Annotated in this window: 24 protein-coding genes; 20 read left to right on the top strand and 4 right to left on the bottom strand. The window is 38.2% G+C overall.

What is annotated here, in order from left to right; translation table 11 throughout:
* The first annotated feature begins 48 nt into the window (after positions 1-48).
* Complete coding sequence (locus tag NMG86_RS13790; protein WP_052338727.1) at positions 49-882, top strand: HEAT repeat domain-containing protein; 834 nt, start codon at positions 49-51, stop codon at positions 880-882.
* Between the two features lie 92 nt (positions 883-974).
* Here the strand turns inward: NMG86_RS13790 and NMG86_RS13795 are convergent, their stop codons facing one another.
* Entirely contained in the window at positions 975-2,198 is a 1,224-nt protein-coding gene (locus NMG86_RS13795) for a hypothetical protein (protein WP_026797875.1), read from the bottom strand.
* 232 nt (positions 2,199-2,430) lie between these two features.
* Between NMG86_RS13795 and NMG86_RS13800 the strand changes: the two genes are divergently transcribed.
* From NMG86_RS13800 to NMG86_RS13835, 8 genes are read left to right on the top strand one after another with little or no spacing between them, the layout of a single operon-like run.
* Entirely contained in the window at positions 2,431-3,072 is a 642-nt protein-coding gene (locus tag NMG86_RS13800) for a Uma2 family endonuclease (protein ID WP_026797876.1), read from the top strand.
* Between the two features lie 60 nt (positions 3,073-3,132).
* The gene (locus NMG86_RS13805) at positions 3,133-4,257 is read left to right on the top strand and encodes a GNAT family N-acetyltransferase (protein WP_026797877.1); all 1,125 of its coding nucleotides are present in this window, start codon (positions 3,133-3,135) and stop codon (positions 4,255-4,257) included.
* Positions 4,254-5,123: a hypothetical protein gene (locus tag NMG86_RS13810; RefSeq protein ID WP_026797878.1), complete on the top strand. Its 870-nt coding sequence runs from the start codon at positions 4,254-4,256 to the stop codon at positions 5,121-5,123. Before NMG86_RS13805 ends, NMG86_RS13810 begins: the two co-directional genes overlap by 4 nt.
* Complete coding sequence (locus tag NMG86_RS13815) at positions 5,123-5,587, top strand: ASCH domain-containing protein (protein ID WP_026786477.1); 465 nt, start codon at positions 5,123-5,125, stop codon at positions 5,585-5,587. The genes NMG86_RS13810 and NMG86_RS13815 overlap by 1 nt, the downstream gene beginning before the upstream one ends.
* A 23-nt stretch (positions 5,588-5,610) precedes the next feature.
* Positions 5,611-7,245: an McrB family protein gene (locus NMG86_RS13820; RefSeq protein ID WP_043936990.1), complete on the top strand. Its 1,635-nt coding sequence runs from the start codon at positions 5,611-5,613 to the stop codon at positions 7,243-7,245.
* Between the two features lie 8 nt (positions 7,246-7,253).
* Entirely contained in the window at positions 7,254-7,400 is a 147-nt protein-coding gene (locus tag NMG86_RS13825) for a hypothetical protein (RefSeq protein ID WP_498607909.1), read from the top strand.
* A complete protein-coding gene (locus tag NMG86_RS13830) occupies positions 7,387-8,589 on the top strand; it encodes an McrC family protein (RefSeq protein ID WP_026786476.1) in 1,203 nt (400 codons plus the stop codon). The genes NMG86_RS13825 and NMG86_RS13830 overlap by 14 nt, the downstream gene beginning before the upstream one ends.
* 4 nt (positions 8,590-8,593) lie before the next feature.
* Complete coding sequence (locus NMG86_RS13835) at positions 8,594-8,782, top strand: zinc-binding metallopeptidase family protein (RefSeq protein WP_043936989.1); 189 nt, start codon at positions 8,594-8,596, stop codon at positions 8,780-8,782.
* A gap of 205 nt (positions 8,783-8,987) precedes the next feature.
* Here NMG86_RS13835 and mnmE read toward each other — a convergent pair whose 3' ends face one another.
* Both mnmE and NMG86_RS13845 read right to left on the bottom strand, forming a co-directional pair.
* Complete coding sequence (gene mnmE, locus NMG86_RS13840; protein WP_026797880.1) at positions 8,988-10,397, bottom strand: tRNA uridine-5-carboxymethylaminomethyl(34) synthesis GTPase MnmE; 1,410 nt, start codon at positions 10,395-10,397, stop codon at positions 8,988-8,990.
* Positions 10,398-10,534: 137 nt separating this feature from the next.
* Positions 10,535-11,353 (bottom strand): squalene/phytoene synthase family protein, encoded by an 819-nt coding sequence (locus NMG86_RS13845; RefSeq protein WP_026786474.1) that lies wholly within the window; start codon positions 11,351-11,353, stop codon positions 10,535-10,537.
* Positions 11,354-11,532: 179 nt separating this feature from the next.
* On the opposite strand from NMG86_RS13845, the gene NMG86_RS13850 reads away from it, so the two are divergent.
* Positions 11,533-12,687, top strand: a complete 1,155-nt coding sequence (locus tag NMG86_RS13850) for an ABC transporter ATP-binding protein (RefSeq protein ID WP_026794166.1) — start codon at positions 11,533-11,535, stop codon at positions 12,685-12,687.
* A 136-nt stretch (positions 12,688-12,823) separates the two neighbouring features.
* On the opposite strand, the gene NMG86_RS13855 is transcribed toward NMG86_RS13850, so the two are convergent.
* Positions 12,824-13,444 carry an aspartyl protease family protein gene (locus tag NMG86_RS13855; RefSeq protein ID WP_026797881.1) on the bottom strand — a complete coding sequence of 207 codons (621 nt, stop codon included), beginning with the start codon at positions 13,442-13,444 and terminating at the stop codon, positions 12,824-12,826.
* 190 nt (positions 13,445-13,634) lie between these two features.
* Between NMG86_RS13855 and NMG86_RS13860 the strand changes: the two genes are divergently transcribed.
* The 10 genes from NMG86_RS13860 to NMG86_RS13905 all read left to right on the top strand — a co-directional run bounded on the left by NMG86_RS13860 (position 13,635) and on the right by NMG86_RS13905 (position 21,888).
* Positions 13,635-14,564: a tetratricopeptide repeat protein gene (locus NMG86_RS13860; protein WP_026797882.1), complete on the top strand. Its 930-nt coding sequence runs from the start codon at positions 13,635-13,637 to the stop codon at positions 14,562-14,564.
* Between the two features lie 67 nt (positions 14,565-14,631).
* Positions 14,632-15,621: a UDP-N-acetylglucosamine 4,6-dehydratase (inverting) gene (gene pseB / locus NMG86_RS13865; protein WP_026797883.1), complete on the top strand. Its 990-nt coding sequence runs from the start codon at positions 14,632-14,634 to the stop codon at positions 15,619-15,621.
* Complete coding sequence (pseC, locus tag NMG86_RS13870; RefSeq protein WP_026797884.1) at positions 15,618-16,790, top strand: UDP-4-amino-4,6-dideoxy-N-acetyl-beta-L-altrosamine transaminase; 1,173 nt, start codon at positions 15,618-15,620, stop codon at positions 16,788-16,790. The genes pseB and pseC overlap by 4 nt, the downstream gene beginning before the upstream one ends.
* 49 nt (positions 16,791-16,839) lie before the next feature.
* Positions 16,840-17,079, top strand: a complete 240-nt coding sequence (locus NMG86_RS13875) for a UPF0175 family protein (RefSeq protein WP_199918655.1) — start codon at positions 16,840-16,842, stop codon at positions 17,077-17,079.
* Positions 17,072-17,530 carry a PIN domain-containing protein gene (locus tag NMG86_RS13880; protein WP_026797886.1) on the top strand — a complete coding sequence of 153 codons (459 nt, stop codon included), beginning with the start codon at positions 17,072-17,074 and terminating at the stop codon, positions 17,528-17,530. The genes NMG86_RS13875 and NMG86_RS13880 overlap by 8 nt, the downstream gene beginning before the upstream one ends.
* A 100-nt stretch (positions 17,531-17,630) precedes the next feature.
* A complete protein-coding gene (locus NMG86_RS13885) occupies positions 17,631-19,013 on the top strand; it encodes a pseudaminic acid biosynthesis-associated methylase (protein ID WP_199918653.1) in 1,383 nt (460 codons plus the stop codon).
* Between the two features lie 13 nt (positions 19,014-19,026).
* Positions 19,027-20,181, top strand: a complete 1,155-nt coding sequence (locus NMG86_RS13890; RefSeq protein WP_071783086.1) for an N-acetyl sugar amidotransferase — start codon at positions 19,027-19,029, stop codon at positions 20,179-20,181.
* A 9-nt stretch (positions 20,182-20,190) separates the two neighbouring features.
* Positions 20,191-20,808 carry an imidazole glycerol phosphate synthase subunit HisH gene (gene hisH, locus NMG86_RS13895; RefSeq protein WP_026797888.1) on the top strand — a complete coding sequence of 206 codons (618 nt, stop codon included), beginning with the start codon at positions 20,191-20,193 and terminating at the stop codon, positions 20,806-20,808.
* Positions 20,809-20,814: 6 nt separating this feature from the next.
* Positions 20,815-21,573 (top strand): glycosyl amidation-associated protein WbuZ, encoded by a 759-nt coding sequence (gene wbuZ / locus NMG86_RS13900; RefSeq protein WP_026797889.1) that lies wholly within the window; start codon positions 20,815-20,817, stop codon positions 21,571-21,573.
* A gap of 33 nt (positions 21,574-21,606) precedes the next feature.
* Positions 21,607-21,888: a hypothetical protein gene (locus NMG86_RS13905; RefSeq protein ID WP_026797890.1), complete on the top strand. Its 282-nt coding sequence runs from the start codon at positions 21,607-21,609 to the stop codon at positions 21,886-21,888.
* Positions 21,889-21,895 lie beyond the last annotated feature (7 nt).

Below are 21,895 nucleotides of genomic sequence, written 5' to 3' on the forward strand. Positions count from 1 at the left end.
CAACCTATTGAGTAGGATGGCTATATCAACTTTTGAACTTTTATTATCATGAGTGTTGAATCCTATAAACATCCAGTCAGTCAGTTATTAAGCTATGGCGACTGTAATAAAATGAATTCGGATGAGTGGCCTAACTATGTCGAAGAACTGGGTTTTGGGGAAGAACATATTAGTGAATTGATCCGAATGGCAACGGATAAAACTTTTTTCGATATTGGGGAAGAAACAGACCGTTTAGACATCTGGGCTCCTGTTCATGCTTGGCGAACACTGGCACAACTAAAAGCAGAAGCGGCGATTGAAGGGTTAAATCCAATTTTCCATCTTGATGATGATTGGGTTATGTCTGAACTGCCACAGGTTTATAGCTTAATTGGGCCCGCCGCAATTCCCTTTCTTATAGCCCATTTAGGTGACTCTGATGCAGAAATCTACTCTCGTGCGATCGCTATTGATGCCTTGGAAAAAATAGGTAATTTTCATCCAGATTTCCGTGATCAATGTGTTGCTATTCTGACGAAACAGTTAAGTAAGTTTACCGAACAAGACCGAGATTTTAATGGAATATTAGTCGGGGGTTTAGTAGGTTTAAAAGCAGTAGAATCTGCAAGGGTGATTGAGCGAGCCTTTGCAACTGATCGGGTTGAACCCTTTATAGTAGGAGATTGGTGGGATGTACAAGTGGAATTCGGTTTGAAATCAAAAGATGAAGTTCGCCCAGAATCTGAAAACAACTATTTCAGAAGTTTCCCTAACCGAATAGATATCTCAGAAGAAAGTTCGACCTCTAATTATAATCTTGGTAAGCTCGATCAGAAAACAAAAGCAAAACGAAAACAGGCGCAGGAATCTCGCAAGAAAAATCGGAAAAAACGTAAATAGGCAATGGGGAATAGGCAATAGGCAATAGGTGAAATCTGATAATTAAGGATGTGATGACTCATAGCATTTCCCTATTGCCCATTTATTGCCTTTTATTTAGCTTCAATCCAAATTTTCATCCCTTCAATTCTTAACCCTTGACCCTTGGTGCCGCAGTATTCGCCGTTAGTGCAAACGGGAACATCCCCTTTATTTTGGATGTGGGCGGTATAAAAAACCGTGTAGTTAGGGGCTTGAGGGCCGATCAATTCAATAGCTAATCCTTCGATTTGTCGGTTTTTGCCACGCTCTCCCACCAGTTGACCTTCGGGAGTTAGGGGTGTGTCACCAATGGCTGCAATATGAGCCATATAGCGCAAACTTAAACCCGCAATAGCTGGATCAATATTAATTTGAAAGGCTTCTAAACGCCGTCCCTGTCCCCGAGTTCCGGCGTATTCCCTGGCGGCAAAAGTGCGATCGCCTAATCCCTGTAAATGGACTAAAATCTTTAAGTTAATATTAGAAAGAGTCGCTTTTTCTTGAGTTTTACCTACTAGGGGAGCATTGCCAAAAAAGATATTTTTACCATCAATAGTTGGCGGTAATTTCGTAACATCAATACTGGGAACAATAATTAATTCCGGGCCTCGAGATCCTTGAGGTTCATCCAAAATTACAATATCAGGAATTGGAGGTTTCGGAGCAGTAACAGCAGAAACAACAGTGGTTTTAACGGTAAAATTAATTTTTACCCTAGAAATTGCCACACCCAAAGATTTACCAAAGGCGCTAGTAATTTGTTCTTCTAAAATCGCCCATTGATTATCGTCTAAACTGTCTTGTTTTTCGACTAAATTAACTAAGGCTACCAAGGGATGATTTCCGGTTGCTAAGGCTTCCGCCCCGGAATGCAGTTGGTTAGTTTGTTGAGAAATTGCGGTTTGCAATTCCCGCGCCTGATTTTGAGCCGTTTGTAAGGGGGGAAAATCTTTTTGTTCGTTGTGGGTTAGGGATAGGACTCGCTCTAAAATTTGTAACGCCTGTTGGTGCGTCTTTTGATGGGTTGGAGCAGGTTTTAGATTTGGCAATAAATTCTCTAACTGTTGTACAGAAGTGGCTTGGCTGGCCGTTGGCTGTCCTTGGCCCAGTAGTGTTTTTTGAATATTGCTAAAGTCTTGAGAGTAGGCTATCAGTTCATCGACTAAGGTTTTGGCCGCCGGAGTTCCTGCGGTTTTGAGTTTTTGTGCGGTTTCAGCCAGACGGTTGCCTAAATCGGGATAGCGTTGGGATAGGGCACTGAGTTGTTGTTTTAAGATTTCGTGAGTCTGTTCCATAAATAATAATCCTCCTAGTTCACAAAAAAAATGGGTCTAAAGCCACTCGGTTATCCTTGGGCTTTTTGTTATTGATATTTATTGTATGATACCATCCAATTAAGTTAAATTCTGGTAAAATCTTATTATTATAAACTCCCTTAGCTGGGGTGTAAAAAATTATTTAACAACACTTGGTAAGTTATGTTTGAATTTGTTAAAATAAAAGCGATCGCTCATCAATGATACCGTTATGAGTCCTGTGCACACTTTACTCCCGACCGATACCTGGGTAACAGCAACCTGGGATGAATACCTGACCGCATTGGATGATCCCATCTATTCTAACGCCAGAGGTTACTATTTTAATGGACGCATGAGGTTAGAAATGTCACCCCTAGGAAATCCCCATTCTCGTGATCATTTTATTATTTCTTTGGCCATTGGTTTATTTGCCAGTCTGCGAGGCATTGATTTAGATGGCCATGATAACTGCACCTACCGTAAAACAGGTTTTGACGAAGCCCAACCCGATGCTTCTTTTTATATTGGTGAGAATGCAGAAATTATCCCTTGGGAAACCACAATTATTGATTTAGATCAGTTTCCCGCGCCTGATTTAGTCATAGAAGTTGCCTATTCTTCATTAGCAGATGATAAAGGGGAAAAACGGTTACTTTATGAATCTTTAGGGGTACAAGAATATTGGATTATTGATGTTCAAGCGGTTAAATTAATTGCGTTTGAGGTTAAAAATCAAGGTAGTTATAGAATTAAACAATCTCAAGTTTTACCTGGGTTACAAATGGGGATATTAGAGGAAGCATTTCGTCGTAGTCGTCAAACCAATCATGGGAAAGTTAGTGCTTGGTTGTTATCGGAATTTCAAGGTTAGTTATTACAACTTTAACTAACCATACCAAAGATAAATTAAAAATCAGAGGAAAGTAGCCCAATGAAAGATACAGATGATATCTATACTGAAATAATTGATCAAAATTCTCCATATTTAGAGACTGTAATCAATTTAGGTGATGCAAATAAAAAAACATTGAGTTTTTTTAAAAGAGGCGCATTTATTGAGCACGCTGTCCAAAAGAAGATCATTGTTGCTGTTTCGTCAGAAAAAGAATGTATTGGTTATCTTTTATATGCTACTTCAAAAATGTATAATCGAGTTACGATTGTTCATTTGTGTATTAGTAAAAGCTGGCGAAAAAAAGGAATCCCTCAAAAATTAGTTGATCATTTAAAAAAAATCACTGATAAACAATATGAAGGTATCGGTTTAACTTGTCGCAGAGACTTTAATTTAGATCAGTTTTGGCAAAAGTTAGGTTTTCTCCCTCGGTTTGATAAAGCTGCGAAAACAGAAGGAAAAGAAAACACATATTGGTGGTTTGATTACGGACATCCTAATTTACTATCCATACTAAACGAAACCAATAGAGAATCTAAATTATCTGTTGTTATAGATGCACCAATCTTTTTTGAAATAGCTGAAGAACAAGATAATCCAGAAAATGAAGATTCAAAATCTCTTATGTCAGATTGGTTGCAATTAGAATTAGATTTGTCTTTGGTTGATGAAATCAGGAATCAAATAAATAATATTACTAATTCTGAACAAAGAAAAAAATTGATGACTTTTCATACACATTTTAGTTTACTTGATATCAGTCAGAAAAATAATGAAACTCAAAATGAATTGGAGATTTTTTTAAAAAGTAAAAATATTGATTTGGATAAATACAATTTATGTTATCTTCAAAAGATATTGGCTTCTGAAACTTATGTTTTTGTCACCAAAAATCAGCAAATATTAAACTTCAAAGATGAATTTTATGATCAATTTAAACTATCTATTATTTCTCCTTTAGAATTGATTTTTCAAATAGATGAGATTCGGAGCAAAACAGAGTATCAACCTATTCGTATGGCAGGAATATCAATTACAAAAGTTCCTGTTCACTGGGGAGAAGAAGATTTACAAACAATATTTTTATCAAAAGCAAACAAAGAAAAGAAAGCAGAGTTTATGATGATAACCCTATTGCTGATACTATTATTAGCCATTTGATTTATAATTCTATCCTTGATAACCTTAAAGAAGGGCGGAATTTTACGAGGATTACAGATTCTTGCCTATCCGAAAAAACTACTAAAGCTATTAAAAAAGATTCTACTTTTATACAAGTCTCTAACGGTTGGTTAAGAGCTAATCTATTTATAGCTGATACAGCTTTACAGTTATCTGATCACTTAAATATAATTGCTCAAACATCTTCAGAAGATTTTAATTTCTGTGTTAAGATTGCCAATTTACTATCATCTGATAATATACTTCAAGAAACAAAGACCCTATTTGAAATAGAAAAACTCCTTTTTCCAGCTAAAATTTTTGATGCTGATATTCATACATTTATTATTCCTATTAAACCTGAATGGGCGAAAAATTTATTTGATTATAATTTGGCAAATCAAGCCTTATTTGGTGCTAGTAAAATTGACTTAGCTCTTAATACAGAAGCTGTTTATTATAAATCTAAATCTGCTCCTAAAACTCTTAAACCAGGAGTTTCAGGAAGAATTATATGGTATGTAAGTAAAGATAAAGATAAAGGTTATCAGGATATAAGCTCTATTCGTGCTGTATCTCGTCTTGATGAAGTAGTATTAGGAAAACCTCAAGAACTATTTCGTAGATTTCAAAATTTAGGTATATATCAATGGAATGATGTGTTAGATGTAGCTGGCGGAGATCCTGAAAAAGAAATTATGGCAATTAAATTTAGTCATACAGAACTACTGAAATTACCTATTCCATTAAATGAGGTTCAAGAAGTTTTAGAGAATAAATTTACAATGCAGTCTCCGTACTATGTTTCTAAGGAAAAGTTTGCTATACTATATTGCCGAGGAAATCAATTAAACACTAAAGAATAATGCCAAATAATATATTGTTACTTTCAATAAAGCCAGAATATGCCGATAAAATTTTAGCGGGTAAAAAAACCGTAGAACTGCGTCGAGTTCGTACCCGTCTTGAAGCGGGAGATTTAGTTTTGGTATATGTTACATCTCCTCAGCAAAATTTAGTTGCTTCTTTAGAAGTAGAACGGGTAATTACAGAAAATTTACCTCAAAAAAAGAAATATTTCTGGGAACAGGTCAAAGATAAAGCGGGGATTACAGATCAAGATTTTAAACAGTATTATCAAGGTGCATCATTAGGTGTTGCTATTTTTTTTAGTAGTATCAATATCTTTGATAAACCTATTGAGTTAACCACTCTTAAAAAAAAATTACCGACAATAAATCCTCCTCAAAGTTATCGTTATATTACAGATTATGAATTTAAAGTAATTACTAATCTTGCAGATAACCCCATCTTAAAAATAACAAACTGACCTCAATCAAATTTAAACTAAATATGAGTAATATTCAAGATCAATTTACTGAATTATTTTTAGAATTTATAGACTCCTATCCTTATTCTGGGGATGGTTTAAGACATATAGCAGCATACAACCAACAGCGTCAACAAGGTTGTCGAAATTTTAAAGCGATTATTTCTGCGGCTGATGCGGGAGAAGATGTAACTGATTCTATATTATTACAACTACTTCCCTATACTGATTCTTCTGCTAACCGGGAAAGAGGAGCATGGATACATATTGCACCTGCGCTTGCTACAGATGTTAGAAATAAATATTCAAAATGGACAAAAGCAGAACAATGGCCTGATATTGCTCAAGCAATTCTTAATTTTGTTCGTTATTGTAATGATCACCCAAATAAACTTATTAATGCTTGCAATAATTTTTCTAATTCACCTTACTCTAAAGGGTTCCAGTCTGGGATAATTTCCCCAATTCTGAATGCACTTCGACCCGATAATTTTATTTTGATTAATAATAAATCAAGAATAGTTATTAACTATTTTGCTCAAACTTCTTATACTCAGAAGTTAATTGATTATCCATATATTAATAAGACAGGAATAAAACTTATCAAAAATCTCGCTCCCGAAATGCGTCAGCCCGGTAGACCTGCTTTACGAGATGATGATCTGTTTGATATGTTTTCTCATTGGTTAGTAGCTGTTAAAAAATATTTTAATTCTCTTGAACTCCCATTATTGAATGAAATTATGACTGATATTAAATTAGATATTGAAGAAGAAAACTTACAACCTGAATATACTTTAGATCAATGTTCTAAAGAAACAGGAATTAATGAAACTGAACTTCTCAGATGGATAAACAATATTAACCGCAAAGGACAAATTATTTTACAAGGGCCACCGGGAACCGGAAAAACCTTTATTGCAAAAAAATTAGCTGAACATTTAACTAGAGGTAAAGATGGTTTTTCAGAAATAATTCAATTTCATCCTTCCTATAGTTATGAAGACTTTATTCAAGGGATACGTCCTCGGACTGAAAACGGACAATTAACTTATGATCTCGTCCCTGGTCGGTTTTTAGAATTTTGTAAAAAAGCCGAATCTTATGATGATATTTGTGTTTTGATTATTGATGAAATCAATCGGGCAAATTTATCTAATGTGTTTGGGGAATTAATGTATTTATTAGAATATCGAGATCAAGAAATCTGTTTAGCGGGTAGTAATGAATCTTTTAAGATTCCTGAAAATGTTAGAATTATTGGAACTATGAACACAGCAGATCGTTCCATTGCGTTAGTTGATCATGCGTTGCGTCGTCGTTTTGCTTTTATTAAAATTGCTCCAAATTATACAATTTTAAAACGTTATTATAAAGACGATGAAATTAACTTTTTAATAGATCAATTAATTCAAGTTCTTCAAGACATCAATAAAATGATTAATGATCCGAATTATGAAATCGGGATATCCTTCTTTATGATACCGAATATTGAGCATAATATTCAGGATATCTGGGAAATGGAAATCGAGCCCTATTTAGAAGAATATTTTTATAATGCACTGGATAAAATAGAACAATTTCGGTGGAATCAGGTTAAAGTTAAACTGGATTTTGATTTTTTAAATGAAGATGAGGATGCTTATGATGATTTCTGATACCCAATATTGAGGATAATCTTCAAGATATCTGGGAAATGGAAATCGAACCCTATTTAGAAGAATATTTTTATAATGCACTGGATAAAATAGATCAATTTCGATGGAATCAGGTTAAAATTAAACTGGGTTTAAATGCTGATGAAAATAATTGAACTGATAGAATATAAACCTAAATTCTTTAAACTAGAGGAATTAGAAGAAGCGATCGCAGATCTCATTTATCATAAATATTCTAAAGATTCTAAATATATTGAGATTGAGTATCCATCCCCGAAAACCCAGAAACAATATAAACTCACCGCTAAAAGTTATGTGGGTTTCATTCCGTTAACGCCTGATATTCAGATTTTCCTAAAACCTAAAGTTCCCATTGCTAATTTATTTAGGATGTTGGAATATACTTATGATCTCAAAAGTTTTCAACTGCTAGACGGATCTGTTCATTGTGATACTATCCCAGAATTTTATAATAGATTAGCTGATATTTTAATACAAAAAATATTAGCACAAAGCCGCAAAGGATTTTATAGAACTTATGTTAAAAATACTGAACTTTTACCTTATGTTCGGGGAAAAGTTGATTTTAAATATCAGTTTAAACATCCTGGGACAGTTAAACTCAATTGCGAATATAATCAGTATACGGCTGATATTGAAGATAATCAAATCTTGTTATGGACATTATATATTATTGGTCGCAGTGGGTTATGTTCAGAACAGCTATCAACAACCGTTAGAAAAGCCTATCATACCTTACAAGGTTTAGCGACTCAACGACCTTTTAAGGGGGATGATTGTATTAATAGATCCTATAATAGATTAAATCAAGATTATCAGACTTTACACAGTTTATGTCGATTTTTCTTAGATAATTGTGGGGTAGCGCATCAAGTCGGAAATTATCAGATGTTTCCTTTTTTAGTTAGAACTGATATACTCTATGAAAAATTTGTTTATGCTTGGTTAAAATCCCATCTTCCCGCTAATTTTGAAATTAAAGATCAAGAAAGTGTTAATTTTTGTAAAATTGTAGACTCTAAGATTGATTTAGTTATTTATGATAAAAATACAAAGCAAGTTATCTTTATTCTCGATACTAAATATAAAATTCCTGATTCTAAACCGTCAAATCAAGACATTTATCAAGCGATCGCCTATGCTACTTTAAAAAATAGCCAAAATGCTATTTTAGTTTATCCAAAACCTTTAAATCAACCTCTAAATGGTCTATTTCCTAATAGTTCAATCCGTTTACAGAGTCTCACCTTTTCTTTAGAAGATGATTTAGAACAGTCTGGTCAAAGGTTTTTAAAAGCATTGTTAAATCAGTACAATAATTAATAAAATGCTACCTAATTTGATTAATACAGAAGCAGAAAATGAACAATTTTTAGCTATTGTGGAAGCACTCTTAGCTTGTCCTAGTCTAACTCCTGAACAGGAGATATTGCTAGAACTTTTAGTTAAATTAATTGAAGATTTTGAAGAAAAACATTATGGGTTGAATGCTTCAACTCCACAGTCTAAAGTGTAAAAACTTACACATCCAAGGGTAGATATCTGCCATAGCACTTCTCTATCGTTTTATTCCTTAAGCAGTGCGAGTGTCCTCACTCGCTAGTTATTATTCTAATTATTATTCTGTTTATTATTTTGTTTATTATTCCACTGTTTATTATTCCACTGTTTATTATTCTAGCCAGCGAGGACGCTGGCACTGCTATTAAATTGAATTAATACTATTTACCAATACAAAAACGACTAAAAATTCGATCTAAAACCGATTCTGTGACTTCCTCTCCCGTGACTTCTCCTAACGCATGAATCGCACCTCGGAGATCAATTGTCCAGAAATCAAAGGGAAGTTGATCATTAATGGTTGTTTCCACTTCTTCTAAACAAACTTTAGCACGGGTTAGGGCGGCGGCTTGACGTTGATTAATCGCAAATTCTAAATTAGCAGCTTGAATATTTTCGCCGTAAACTGAATTTAATATGGCTATTTCTAAATCTGGAATCCCTTGATTTAACCCTGCTGACATAGAAACTATCTGAATATTTTCTATCATTAAACTGTCAATTATGGTTTGTTTTAACTCCTCTAATTGCTCTGACTTAACCCGATCTATTTTATTAATGATAACAATAAAATGACGATGTTTTACCTGTTGATAAATCTCTAAATCTGCTTCAGTTAAACCCACAACAGCATCTAAGGTAAATAACACTAAATCGGCAGATTGGGCAGCTTGATGCGATCGCTCAATTCCAATTTTTTCCACCTGATCATCGGAGTTACGAATTCCCGCCGTATCTAATACTTGAATCGGGATTCCACCCACCACTAATTGCGATTCTACCACATCCCGCGTGGTTCCTGGTAAGTCCGTAACAATGGCGCGATCGCTCCGACTCCAAGCATTTAATAAACTCGATTTTCCCACATTCGGACGACCGACAATCGCTACTTTTAACCCAGTTCTTAATAGTTCTCCGGTGTCAGCAGTTGCTAAAAATTGAGATAATTGTTCTAAAACTTGATGAATTTGGGCAATAATTTCTGACTCATTTAAGGGTGGTAAATCTTCCTCAAAATCTACCCTGGCTTCAATTTCAGCTAAAATATCTAAACAGGTTGCCCGTAATTCTCGAATCGGATTAGCTAACTTTCCTTGTAATCCTGCTAAAGCCGTTTGTGCCGCCGCAATTGATTGAGATCCGACTAATTCCGCTACACTTTCGGCTTGAGTTAAATCTAATCTGCCATTTAAAAAAGCTCGTAGGGTAAATTCTCCCGGTTGTGCTAATCTTGCCCCTAATTCTATACACAATTGCAGCACCTGTTGAACCGCAATAATCCCCCCATGACAGTGAAATTCTACCACATCTTCACGGGTATAGGAACGGGGAGATAACATTAGTAATAACAACGCTTCATCAATGGTTTTTTGGGTTTGGGGATGGCGAATATAGCCATATAAAATTCGGTGACTTTCCCAAGTTTGGCGTCCGGGAGTATAAAACAACTGTTGAGCAATCAATTGAGCTTCACCCCCCGACATCCGAACAATTCCCACACTTCCCTGTTGCGGTACAATAGCCGTGGCGATCGCCACAATTGTCCCCCCAATTCCCAAAAATTCAGCCATTTTTTCCTATTATCATAAAAAAGTTCGTCCGTTGTTGGGCTTTAGCCCTTACTCTTAGCGCTAAAGCGCAACAACTTTTAGCGCTAAAGCGCAACAACGTGCAACAACGCGCAACAACGCGCAACTACAAACTCCTATTATTTACCACCACAAACCTGTTCAATCAACTCCACAACGGCACTGCGAGTTAGTTTGTCCTGACCATCTGCTAATACATTTAAAGTAGCATGGGCCAAAGCTAGAGGAATTCGGCAAAAATCCAAGGCTGGGCCAGAGGGTAAGGCCCCCGTGTAGGCATCTGCTAAGGCTAAATTCCGTTTTGCATAGCTGTGCATTTGTTCCGATGTCCAACCTTCGGGAAAAAAATCCACCCCTCGACTGCCATCATCCCGGTAATTCCGCAGAATATTCACCGCCTGTAACCCTCGACCAAACCCAATGGCGTAAACTCGGTGCGTTTGTGTACCATCATACCAAGCCCACAAATCCGATAACAACAGCCCCACAGCCCCAGCCACACCGAAGGTATATTGATCTAACTCAGCCTCCGTTTCAATCCGCCAATTGCGTTCGGCCCAAAACGCCATCCGGTCAGCCATCGCCGCCGTTGCATCCCAAATCCGAGGGCCAATCCGTTCCGGGGCTAATTTGGCCCATTCTCCCACCCGTAGGGTGACTTCTTCCAAGGTTTCAATATCGGAAAATTCCGCAAACCAATCATCAGCAATGGTTTCTCGACACACCGCCGCTTGAAAATTTTGGCTCATCCTATGCAGCAATCGCGCTTTTGTCGCATTATCCAAACCGGGATGATCTTCAACTTCATCAATCGCCCGCATACACAAATACGCAGATGCCACTGCTTCTTGGAGTAAAGGAGGTAAACGACTAATGGGTATATAAAACGTTCGACTCGTATCTTGCAGGACGGACAGGGGATCTTTTTGCCAATTCATTCGTTTAACTCCTCATACCAAGTTAGCCCTTTAATTGCTGCGCTTTCGCGCTCGATATTTTACACCGGAATCGGTCTCATGCCCCAAAGTGCAATCTGGACTTCCCTAGGCTATCATCTTGTCAGTAAGACTGTTGATCGGATAAGCTGTAATCAGGGTAAATCTCCAAACGTAACACTATGCTGCAAGCGGCTACGCAGAATCAAGGTGCTATTGGGGCACCAGCGAAGTTTGATGTTGAACTTCGTAAAGTGTTCAAGGTTTTTAATGGGGAAACGGCCGTTCGTGGCGTGGATCTCGATATTCGTCGAGGAGAATTTTTTAGTATTTTGGGGCCATCAGGTTGCGGTAAAACAACAACACTGCGACTGATAGCTGGGTTTGAAATGCCTTCGGCTGGAGAAGTCTTAATTCGAGGTCAGTCCGTTACCCAAACTCCCGCCTATCTGCGTCCAGTAAATACGGTATTTCAAAGTTATGCCCTGTTTAACCATTTGACGGTTTGGGAAAATATCGCCTTTGGACTCCGGCTAAAACGTCTCATCAAGCCGGAAGTTGAGGAAAAAGTTCGGGAAGCGTTAGCTTTGGTCAAAATGGAATCCTTTGCTAACCGTTATCCCTCTCAACTGTCCGGGGGTCAACAGCAACGGGTTGCTTTAGCTAGGGCTTTAGTTAATCGTCCAGCCGTATTATTATTGGATGAACCTTTAGGGGCTTTGGATTTAAAACTGCGGAAACAAATGCAGGTGGAACTTACCAATCTCCATCGCAATTTGGGTTTAACTTTTATTATGGTCACCCACGACCAAGAGGAAGCCATGAGTCTGTCTGATCGAATTGCAGTTATGCACGATGGCAGAATTGAACAAATTGGCAGTCCTAACGAGATTTATGAATATCCTCAAACTCCTTTTGTCGCCGATTTTATTGGGGATACAAACCTATTTCGGGGGACGGTGGAAAGTGTCGATGCCAGCCGTTTATTTATTGTTACGGAAACGGGATTGAGTATTGAAATTCAACAGATTGAAATTCCGGGTATTCAACTCCCCCAACAGGATTTAAGAAATGGTGCATCGGCGGTGGTGAGTGTGCGTCCAGAGAAGGTGATCTTGAGTTTTTATCCTGTTAGTGGTTCTGTGAACTGTTTTGAAGGCCGTTTATTAAATACAATGTATTTGGGAACCCATATTCAATATGTGGTGAAATTATTATCAGGGGAAAATGTGATGGTTCGTCAACCCAAAACTGGGGAAAGTTTACCGGATAGCAATACCCCCGTTTATGTGTGTTGGGGAACAACAGATTGTTTAGCACTACCCGACCAGAAATAAACCCGTAGTGGGGTGTTCACGCCTCTCTCTTTACCAGTTAAAGCATGAGTTATTATCTGAATACCCGAAAGTGGAAACAAAGATTAGAACTCTCGATATTATTCATTGAATCACCTCAATTTTTATTATTAACTGCTTATGCTTGACCGCCACGCCATTTAAAAATGATCGTCTCATCAGCCTGCTTAAATTCTATATCAAACAAATCAAACACCACCTCTCTGCCTAACAAAATTTCTTCACAAAAATCGCTTTGTATCCACGCTACAGGAGCCGTAAAACGATGACCTTCTATCTCTATTTCCACCTGTCTTAATAGATATTCAATACTACCACCAATTCCCTCACCACTACCCAGGTTTTCTCCCTCTCCTTTGGTATAACCTAAATCTTCCCCCATTTTTTTAGTAATTAAGCTAAAATCTGCCCCTGAGTCTACTAGCATTTTTACTTTTTCAGTATGCTCTTGATATTTAAGTAATAATTCATATTTGGGTTGCCAATCATGAGCTTTTAGCGATCGCATTCTCACCGGATAAAACTTAACAGGCTCAATAAACTCGCTTTCATATATCCGCTCAATTGTATAACTCAATTTAGCTGTATCTGGGGGAATTCCATCTTTCATTTTTCGATAATCTCGATCATGACTAATCACGCCTGTATTCGTATAAGCGATCCATTGGCCCCGATATATTTTTAATTTAGGACGATTGGCTTTATACCAATCATTAGTTGTTGCATATTCCGGTTCCATTATTAATATTCTCCCTTGAATAATATCGAGAAAAAGTTGAATACTTGAAGATGATAAACTAAGATTAGCATATGATTAGGATAAACTGGCAGGAATCACTTGGTTTCAGACAACTTTGGACTTGAGTAGAGGACTTGACAAGAAGACCAATTAATCGTAACCTAGATTTCAGTCACCAGTAACGAATACTATGCAGCCGGACACTTCTACAACCTATCTTAAACAAGGTCAGCATTTTCAACGGGAAGGCTTACTGAGTGAAGCGGAAGTCGCCTATCGTCAGGCTATTGAACTAAATCCCATTTTCTATGGCAGTTTTCGATATTTAGGGGAAGTTCTGGCACTTGAGGGAAAGTTGGATCAGGCGGTTGAGGCGTATCAACGGGCTAAGGAACTCAACCCTAAAGCCTTATGGGTGCATCAAGGTTTAGGTGAGGTATTTCTACAACTGAATAAATTAGAGGATGCGATCGCTTGTTTTCAAACTGTTATTGAGATTAACCCCGATTTTAGTTGGGCTTACAATGGTTTAGGGGAATGTTGGAGTTTGAAGGAAAATAGGGAAAATGCGATCGCAGCTTATCAAAAAGCGGTTGAATTGAATCCTGATTCTGAGACATTTTGTCACAATTTGGAGAAAGTATTAGCTGAACAAAACTTTGCTTCTGAAGAAGAAATAATAGAAACCCTAGAAGATTCTAATCAAGCCAGTGTTTACTTTCATCTAGGTCAAAGTCAAGAACAAGAAGGGAATATTGAAGAAGCGATCGCATCTTACCTAGAAGCTGTAAAGTTATATCCAAAAACTTTTGATTATTGTCATCGTTTGGGAGAAGTTCTAGCCAGTCTCAATCAACCCCTACTTATAGAAAAAGCGATTAGTATATACGAAGCCATTATTACTGAAACCCCAGATTCCAGTCAGGCTTATCGTTTTTTAGGAGATTTTTTTAAACATCTACAACAGTGGGAAAAAGCGCAAACATCTTATTCTCGTTCTCTTGAATTATGCCCCGATGCCGAGGTATATTATAATTTAGGGGAAGTTTTAGAGAAAGTAGACCAGCTAGAAAATGCGCTGTCTTCTTATCGACAAGCTTTTGCTTTCATAGGAAAATAGGAGAGTTAGACTTTAATAACTCATTAAACTGAATTAATTGATTGTATAGATGTTAAAAAGGACTTGAATGTTTAACGATAAAGCAATTTTAATTACAGGTGGTACGGGTTCATTCGGGAAACAATGTGTTGAAACCCTACTCAATCACCACCAACCTAAAAAAATCATCGTTTACTCCAGAGATGAACTTAAGCAATATGAAATGGCGCAAAAATTTGACTCTCCAATTATGCGCTACTTCATCGGAGATGTCAGGGATGAACAGCGTTTAGGAATGGCTATGCGGGAAGTCGATTATGTCATCCATGCAGCAGCCCTTAAGCACATTCCGGTGGCAGAATATAACCCGATGGAGTGTATTAAGACCAACATTAATGGGGCTGATAATGTAATTAATGTCGCTCTCGAACAAGGGGTTGAGAAAGTTATTGCTTTATCTACCGATAAAGCTGTTAATCCGATTAACCTTTATGGAGCGACCAAGCTAGCTGCCGATAAGTTATTTGTTGCAGCTAATAACATAGTTGGAGATCGCAGGACTCGCTTTTCTGTTGTCCGCTATGGTAATGTTTTGGGTTCAAGGGGTTCTGTTGTCCCTTTTTTCCAGCAATTGATTCAAGAGGGCGCGACTGAAATCCCAATTACAGACCCAAGGATGACTCGGTTTTGGATTACCCTCAATCAAGGTATTGATTTTGTTCTCAAAAATTTTGCTCGTATGCAGGGAGGAGAAATTTTTGTACCTAAAATCCCTTCTATGAAAATGACCGATATGGCAGAAGCCTTAGCACCTGGTGTTCCTCATAAAATTGTGGGGATTAGACCGGGTGAAAAACTCCATGAAGTCATGTGTCCCGTTGAGTCCTCCCACTTAACTTTAGAGTTTGATGACCATTATGTAATTAAGCCCACCATTGAATATTCCTACAGCCTTGATTATACTAATAATGCTTTAGGCGAGCAGGGGATTCCTGTGGCTCCAGATTTTGTTTATAGTTCAGATGTAAATCAAGAATGGTTAACTGCTCCCCAGTTATTGGATCTCCTTAAGCTATGAATCAGTTTATCCCATACGGTCGCCAAGATATATCTCAAGCCGATATTGATGCTGTGGTTGAGGTGTTGCGCTCGGACTGGATTACTCAAGGCCCGGCGATAGAAAGATTCGAGAAATTAGTCGCCGACTATTGCGGGGCTAAATATGCGGTGGCGGTTTCCAGCGCCACGGCTGCCTTACATATCGCCTGTTTAGCTGCCGGATTGGGGATCGGAGATATCCTCTGGACTTCTCCGAATACCTTTGTAGCCTCAGCTAACTGTGGGTTATACTGCGGTGCTGATGTCGATTTTGTCGATATTGACCCCCATACTTACAATCTGAGTGTGGAAGTGCTAGAGCAGAAACTCACTCATGCTGAACTAGAGGGAAAACTGCCGAAAGTGGTGGTTCCCGTTCATTTTGCGGGACAGTCTTGCGAGATGGAACGGATTTTAGCCCTGTCCCGAAAGTATGGTTTCACTATTCTGGAGGATGGGTCTCATGCTATTGGGGCCAGATATCAGGATAATCCTGTCGGAAGTTGTTTATTTTCCGATATGGCCGTGTTCAGCTTTCATCCTGTAAAAATTATCACCACAGGGGAAGGGGGAATGGTAGTGACCAATCGAGAGGATTTGTACGAAAAGCTGATTCGGTTACGGACGCACGGAATTACCCGTAACCCTGAGTTAATGCAAGGGGAGTCCCACGGGTTGTGGTACTACCAACAGCTAGAGTTGGGGTTTAATTACCGAATGACAGACATTCAGGCAGCATTGGGCGCGAGTCAGATGCAGCGTTTAGATGAATTTGTGTCCCGTCGTAGGCATTTAGCCGCCCGTTACAATCAGTTATTGTCAGATTTTCCCCTAGTTCTACCTTGGCAACATCCTGATACTGAGTCGAGTTGGCATCTGTATGTAATTCGGCTGAAACTAGATGAAATTGGTAAAACTCACCGACAAGTCTTTGAGGAATTACGGCAGGCTGAGATAGGCGTTAACTTGCACTATATTCCTGTTCATACTCAACCCTATTATCAAAACCTAGGGTTTAAATGGGGAGATTTTCCACAGGCTGAACAATATTATCAAGAAGCGATTAGTTTACCAATTTACTATGGTTTAAGTGATGAAAATCAAGATCAAGTTGGGGCTGTTTTGAGAAATATTCTAAGTGAAAAGTGATGAGTAAAAAGTAAAAAGTAAAAAGTAAAAAGTAAAGAAGGGGGAAAATATGACCATAAATCTGCGAACTTTACAACTCAATTTTCCTAACACGATTGAACAAAGCGACGATGAATTGCGGTTATTGATAGCAGCTAAATTATATGAAAATGGCACCTTAACATCAGGTCAATCTGCGGAATTAGCAGGCTTAAGTAAGCGTGAATTTATTCAAGTCATTGGCAATTACAATGTTTCAGTTTTTAGTACGTTGGTTGAAGATTTAGAAGCGGATATTGCCAATGCCTAAAGTAGTCATTTCCGATGCCAGTTGCTTGATTATATTAAGTAAAATTGGAGAGTTAGACCTTTTACATTTACTTTATTCTCAGGTTTATATTACTCCTGAAATAAAAAGCGAATTTGGAGAAAGTTTGCCGAATTGGATTATTGTTGAGACAGTTAGAGATAAGGAATATCAAAAAAGTCTCGAAACAAAATTAGATATTGGAGAAGCATCGGCAATTGCTTTGGCCATAGAAAAAATTGATTCATTGGTCATTTTAGATGATTTAAAAGCTAGAAAAGTCGCAACGGAGCTTAATCTGGTTTTTACAGGGACTCTGGGGGTGATTAGTAAGGCCAAAGAGCAGGGGTATTGCGACAAAATTAAGCCAATTATTCAGAAAATTTTGCAAACCAATTTCCGAATTTCTCAGCAGGTGCTCAATGCTTTGTTATCAAGATATGGAGAAAATTGACACTCTCACCCCTAAGCGCGTAGCATAGGGGTGGGGTTTTCGTATCTAGTCCAGTCAAACAAAGACAATTGGATGTACTCTTTGTAAGGGATATGCTTAAATGAAAACTGTGATAATTGTTCAAGCAAGAATGACCTCTACCCGTTTACCAGGAAAGGTGATGAAGCGGGTATTAGGAAAACCCTTGCTCGAGTATCAACTCGAAAGACTGCAACGAGTAAAATTAGCCGATGAAATCGTCATTGCAACTACGACTAATCAAACGGATGAACCCATTGTTGAGCTATGTAACTCTCTCTCAGTTGCTTGCTTTCGCGGGTCTGAAGACGATGTTTTAAGTCGATATTATGGTGCAGCAACAGCACACAAAGCAGATTTAGTGGTTCGGGTGACTTCTGATTGTCCTTTAATTGACCCTCAAGTGATTGATAGTGTGATTGATTATTGCCTACAAAATCAGTCACACTATGATTATGTGTCTAACTCCTTAGAACGCACTTATCCCAGAGGAATGGATACTGAAGTTTTTTCGTTCTTAGTGTTACAAGAGGCTTTCAGAGAGGCTACCGCACAACCAGACCGCGAGCACGTTACTCCTTTTATTTATCGACAACCAACCCGCTATCGTTTGGGTGATGTAGTTTACAGAGAAGATTGTGGTCACCATCGATGGACAGTAGATACGTCCGAAGATTTTGAGTTGATTCAGAAAATAATCGAAGAAATTTATCCGAAAAAACCTAATTTTACGTTAGAAGATTGCTTGAGTTTACTAAAAAAGCATCCAGAGTGGTACATTATTAATAGTCATGTAACTCAAAAAGATATGATAAATAAATCAACACAACCCGAAGATGAGAATTTCGTGACGGAACAGGAAAAATTTTGGAGCCAGGGGTTTGGTGATGAATATACTCATCGAAATCAAGGAGATAGCTTAATTGCTAGGAACTTAGCCCTATTTAGTAAAATTTTTTCTCACACTCAAAAAATAAATTCATTGATTGAATTTGGAGCCAATAGAGGGCTCAATATAGAAGCCATAAAAAAGCTCTTACCTGAGTTAGAAATATCTGCGGTTGAGATTAACAATTTAGCAGTTGAAGAACTCAGAAAAATCGAAGGGAGGGAGGTTGAAATCTACCCTCAATCAATTTTGGATTTCAACCCAATACGGGTTTGGGATTTTGTACTAATCAAAGGGGTACTAATTCATATTAACCCTAATTGTTTAGAACAAGTTTATAATCGATTGTACGAAAGCAGCGATCGCTATATTTGTCTTGTTGAATACTATAATCCTACTCCCGTTGAGATAACTTACAGGGGTCATCAAGGCAAGTTATTTAAGCGAGATTTTGCAGGGGAACTGCTGGATAGGTTTAAAAATTTGCAACTTTTGGATTATGGATTCGTCTATCACCGGGATATCCACTTTCCTCAAGACGATTTAACTTGGTTTTTGCTGGAAAAAACTTCCTAAAGGAGATACTTCAATGATTCGATATTGTAATTGTTGCGTGATGCCAGAAACTAAGCCCGATTTGTTCATTGATGAAGAGGGAGTTTGTAGTGCCTGCCGTAATATGGAGAAGCGGCAAGCGGTTGATTGGGAATCTCGAAAACAAGAGTTACTAAAGGTACTTGATCGCTATCGGTCAAAAGATGGAAGTAACTACGACTGTATTGTTCCAGTTAGTGGTGGCAAGGATAGCCATTTTCAAGTAATCAGGATGCTGGAACTTGGCATGAATCCTCTATGTGTAACTGCCACAACCGATAAATTGTCGGATATCGGAAGGCGTAATATTGAGAACTTGAAAAACTTGGGAGTTGACTACATTGAGGTGACAGTCAACCCATCAGTGCGACGAACCATTAATAAGTTAGCCCTAACTCAGATTGGTGATATTTCTTGGCCTGAACACGTTGTTATCTTTACTATTCCTGTGCGGATTGCTGTACAATTCAATATTCCTTTAATCATTTGGGGAGAAAATCCTCAGAATGAATATGGGGGGCCTGCTAGTGCCACAGAAAACAATACGCTGACAAGAAGATGGTTGGAAGAGTTTGGAGGATTGTTAGGACTGCGCGTTTCCGATTTGATTGGCCAGGAAGGAATTGAACGAAAACATCTGATTCAATATAGTTATCCTTCAGATGAAGATTTGCAAAGGGTAGGATTAACTGGCTTGTTTTTAGGTTACTACTTGCCTTGGGATGGTTATCAGAATGCTCTGTATGCACAAGCTCATGGTTTTGAGACTTATCACAAGCCAGTAGAAGGTTCTTTGGTTAATTACGAAAATCTTGACAATTATCAAACGGGAATTCACGATTATTTCAAATTCTTGAAATATGGCTTTGGGCGGGCAACTGATTTAGCTTGTTTGCATATTCGGAGGGGGCGATTGTCGAGACAAGATGCTATTAAGTTACTAAGAATGCACGATGGTAAGTTTCCTTGGGTATATCTTGGTTGTCCTATTGAGGAAATATTGAAAGATGTTGATATGACTTTAGATGAGTTTATCCATATTTGCGATCGCTTCACAAATAAAAAGTTGTTTGTTTGTGATTCTCGTGGAAATCTCGTAAAAGATAAGGACGGCAATCTGACCAAGATTAACTACGATAATCTGGATTAAGTAATCTCTATGAAAAAGGTAGTAATTACTGACTACGGAATGGGCAATCTAGATTCTGTGGCACGCGCGGTGCAAGAATGTGGGGGCGACCCTCTGATTAGCCACAAAGCGGAAGATTTTGAAGAAGCCCACTATATTATTCTTCCTGGTGTTGGAGCTTTTACTACTGGGATGAACCATCTCAGTGCTTCCGGCTTAAATGAAATCTTACAGGAACAAGTCATCAATCAAGGTATCCCTTTTTTGGGGATTTGCTTAGGGATGCAGATTTTAGCAACAAAGGGTCTGGAAGGAGGCGAAACTCAAGGGCTAGGCTGGATTGAGGGAGAAGTTAAACGGTTAGAACCTGATACACCGGATATTCGCATTCCCCATGTTGGCTGGAATGAAGTGATGTTTAATAAACCTTCAGCCTTGTTTGACGGAATTACTACAGGTAAAGATTTTTATTTTGTCCATAGCTATCACTTTTTATGTAAACATCCCCAAGAGGCGATCGCCCATACCCCTTACTGTGGTAACTTTGTCTCTGCCGTAAACAAAGACAATATATTTGGTGTTCAGTTTCACCCGGAAAAGAGCCAACGTTTAGGATTTCAAGTCCTCAAAAATTTTCTCTCCCTTTAGAGTTTTATGCTAAAAATCCGTGTAATGCCCACCCTATTGTTTAAAAATTTTGGTCTAGTTAAGAGTGTGCAGTTCGATAGCTGGCGGCGAATTGGCAGCGTTATGCAAGCCGTCAAAGTTTATAATCTGCGCGAAGTGGATGAATTGGTATTTTTAGACATTAGCGCAACGCCAGAAGGTCATCCCCCTGATTTTGAGACCGTTGATGAAATAGCAGATGAATGCTTTATGCCTCTAACCGTAGGGGGAGGAGTTAAGTCAGTAGCGGATGTTAGACGCTTATTGCAAGTCGGTGCTGACAAAGTTGCTATCAATACTGCCGCAGTACAAAACCCAGAACTGATTCAGCTAGCCGCTCAACACTTTGGTTCCCAGTGTGTTGTGATTTCGATTGATGTCAAGAAACACTCAAATGGTACTTATGAAGTATTTACTCATGCTGGAACTCAACCGACAGGGAAAGACCCAGTAATGTGGGCAAAGGAAGTGGAGTCTTTGGGTGCGGGGGAAATCCTCTTGACATCCATCGATCAGGATGGAACGATGACTGGCTATGATATAGAGTTAACTAGAAAGGTTAGTCATGCCGTCTCGATTCCAGTTATTGCATCGGGGGGGGCTGGTAGTTATCAAGATATGGCTTCAGTTTTGCTAGAAGGAAGAGCCTCGGCTATTGCTGCTGCTAGTATTTTCCACTTTACTCAGCAGACTCCTTTGGAAGCCAAGCATTTTTTAAACGGTCTGGGATTAAACGTCCGGCTATAATTTTTTATAATCGAGTAATCGAGGTTTTTTTTCATGCACTCAGAACACATTTGTCCTGCTTTAATTGGCTTTAGCTTTTCCAGTCCTAGGATGTTGGAATATAAGACTCTAATTACTCAGGAAATGCTGAAAAAAGGGTACTTGGCTGCTACCAGTGTTTATGTCTGTACAGAACATACACAGCAGGTGGTAGATGCTTATTTTGATGCTCTCGACCCCGTATTTGGTTTAATTGCAGAATGTGAAGCAGGTCGAGATGTGACAACCTTGCTCAAGAGTCCTGTTTGTCATAGTGGATTTAAGCGATTGAATTAAATGAATT

The organism is Planktothrix rubescens CCAP 1459/22 (assembly GCA_904830895.1).
In the GTDB taxonomy this organism is placed as follows: Bacteria; Cyanobacteriota; Cyanobacteriia; order Cyanobacteriales; family Microcoleaceae; genus Planktothrix; species Planktothrix agardhii.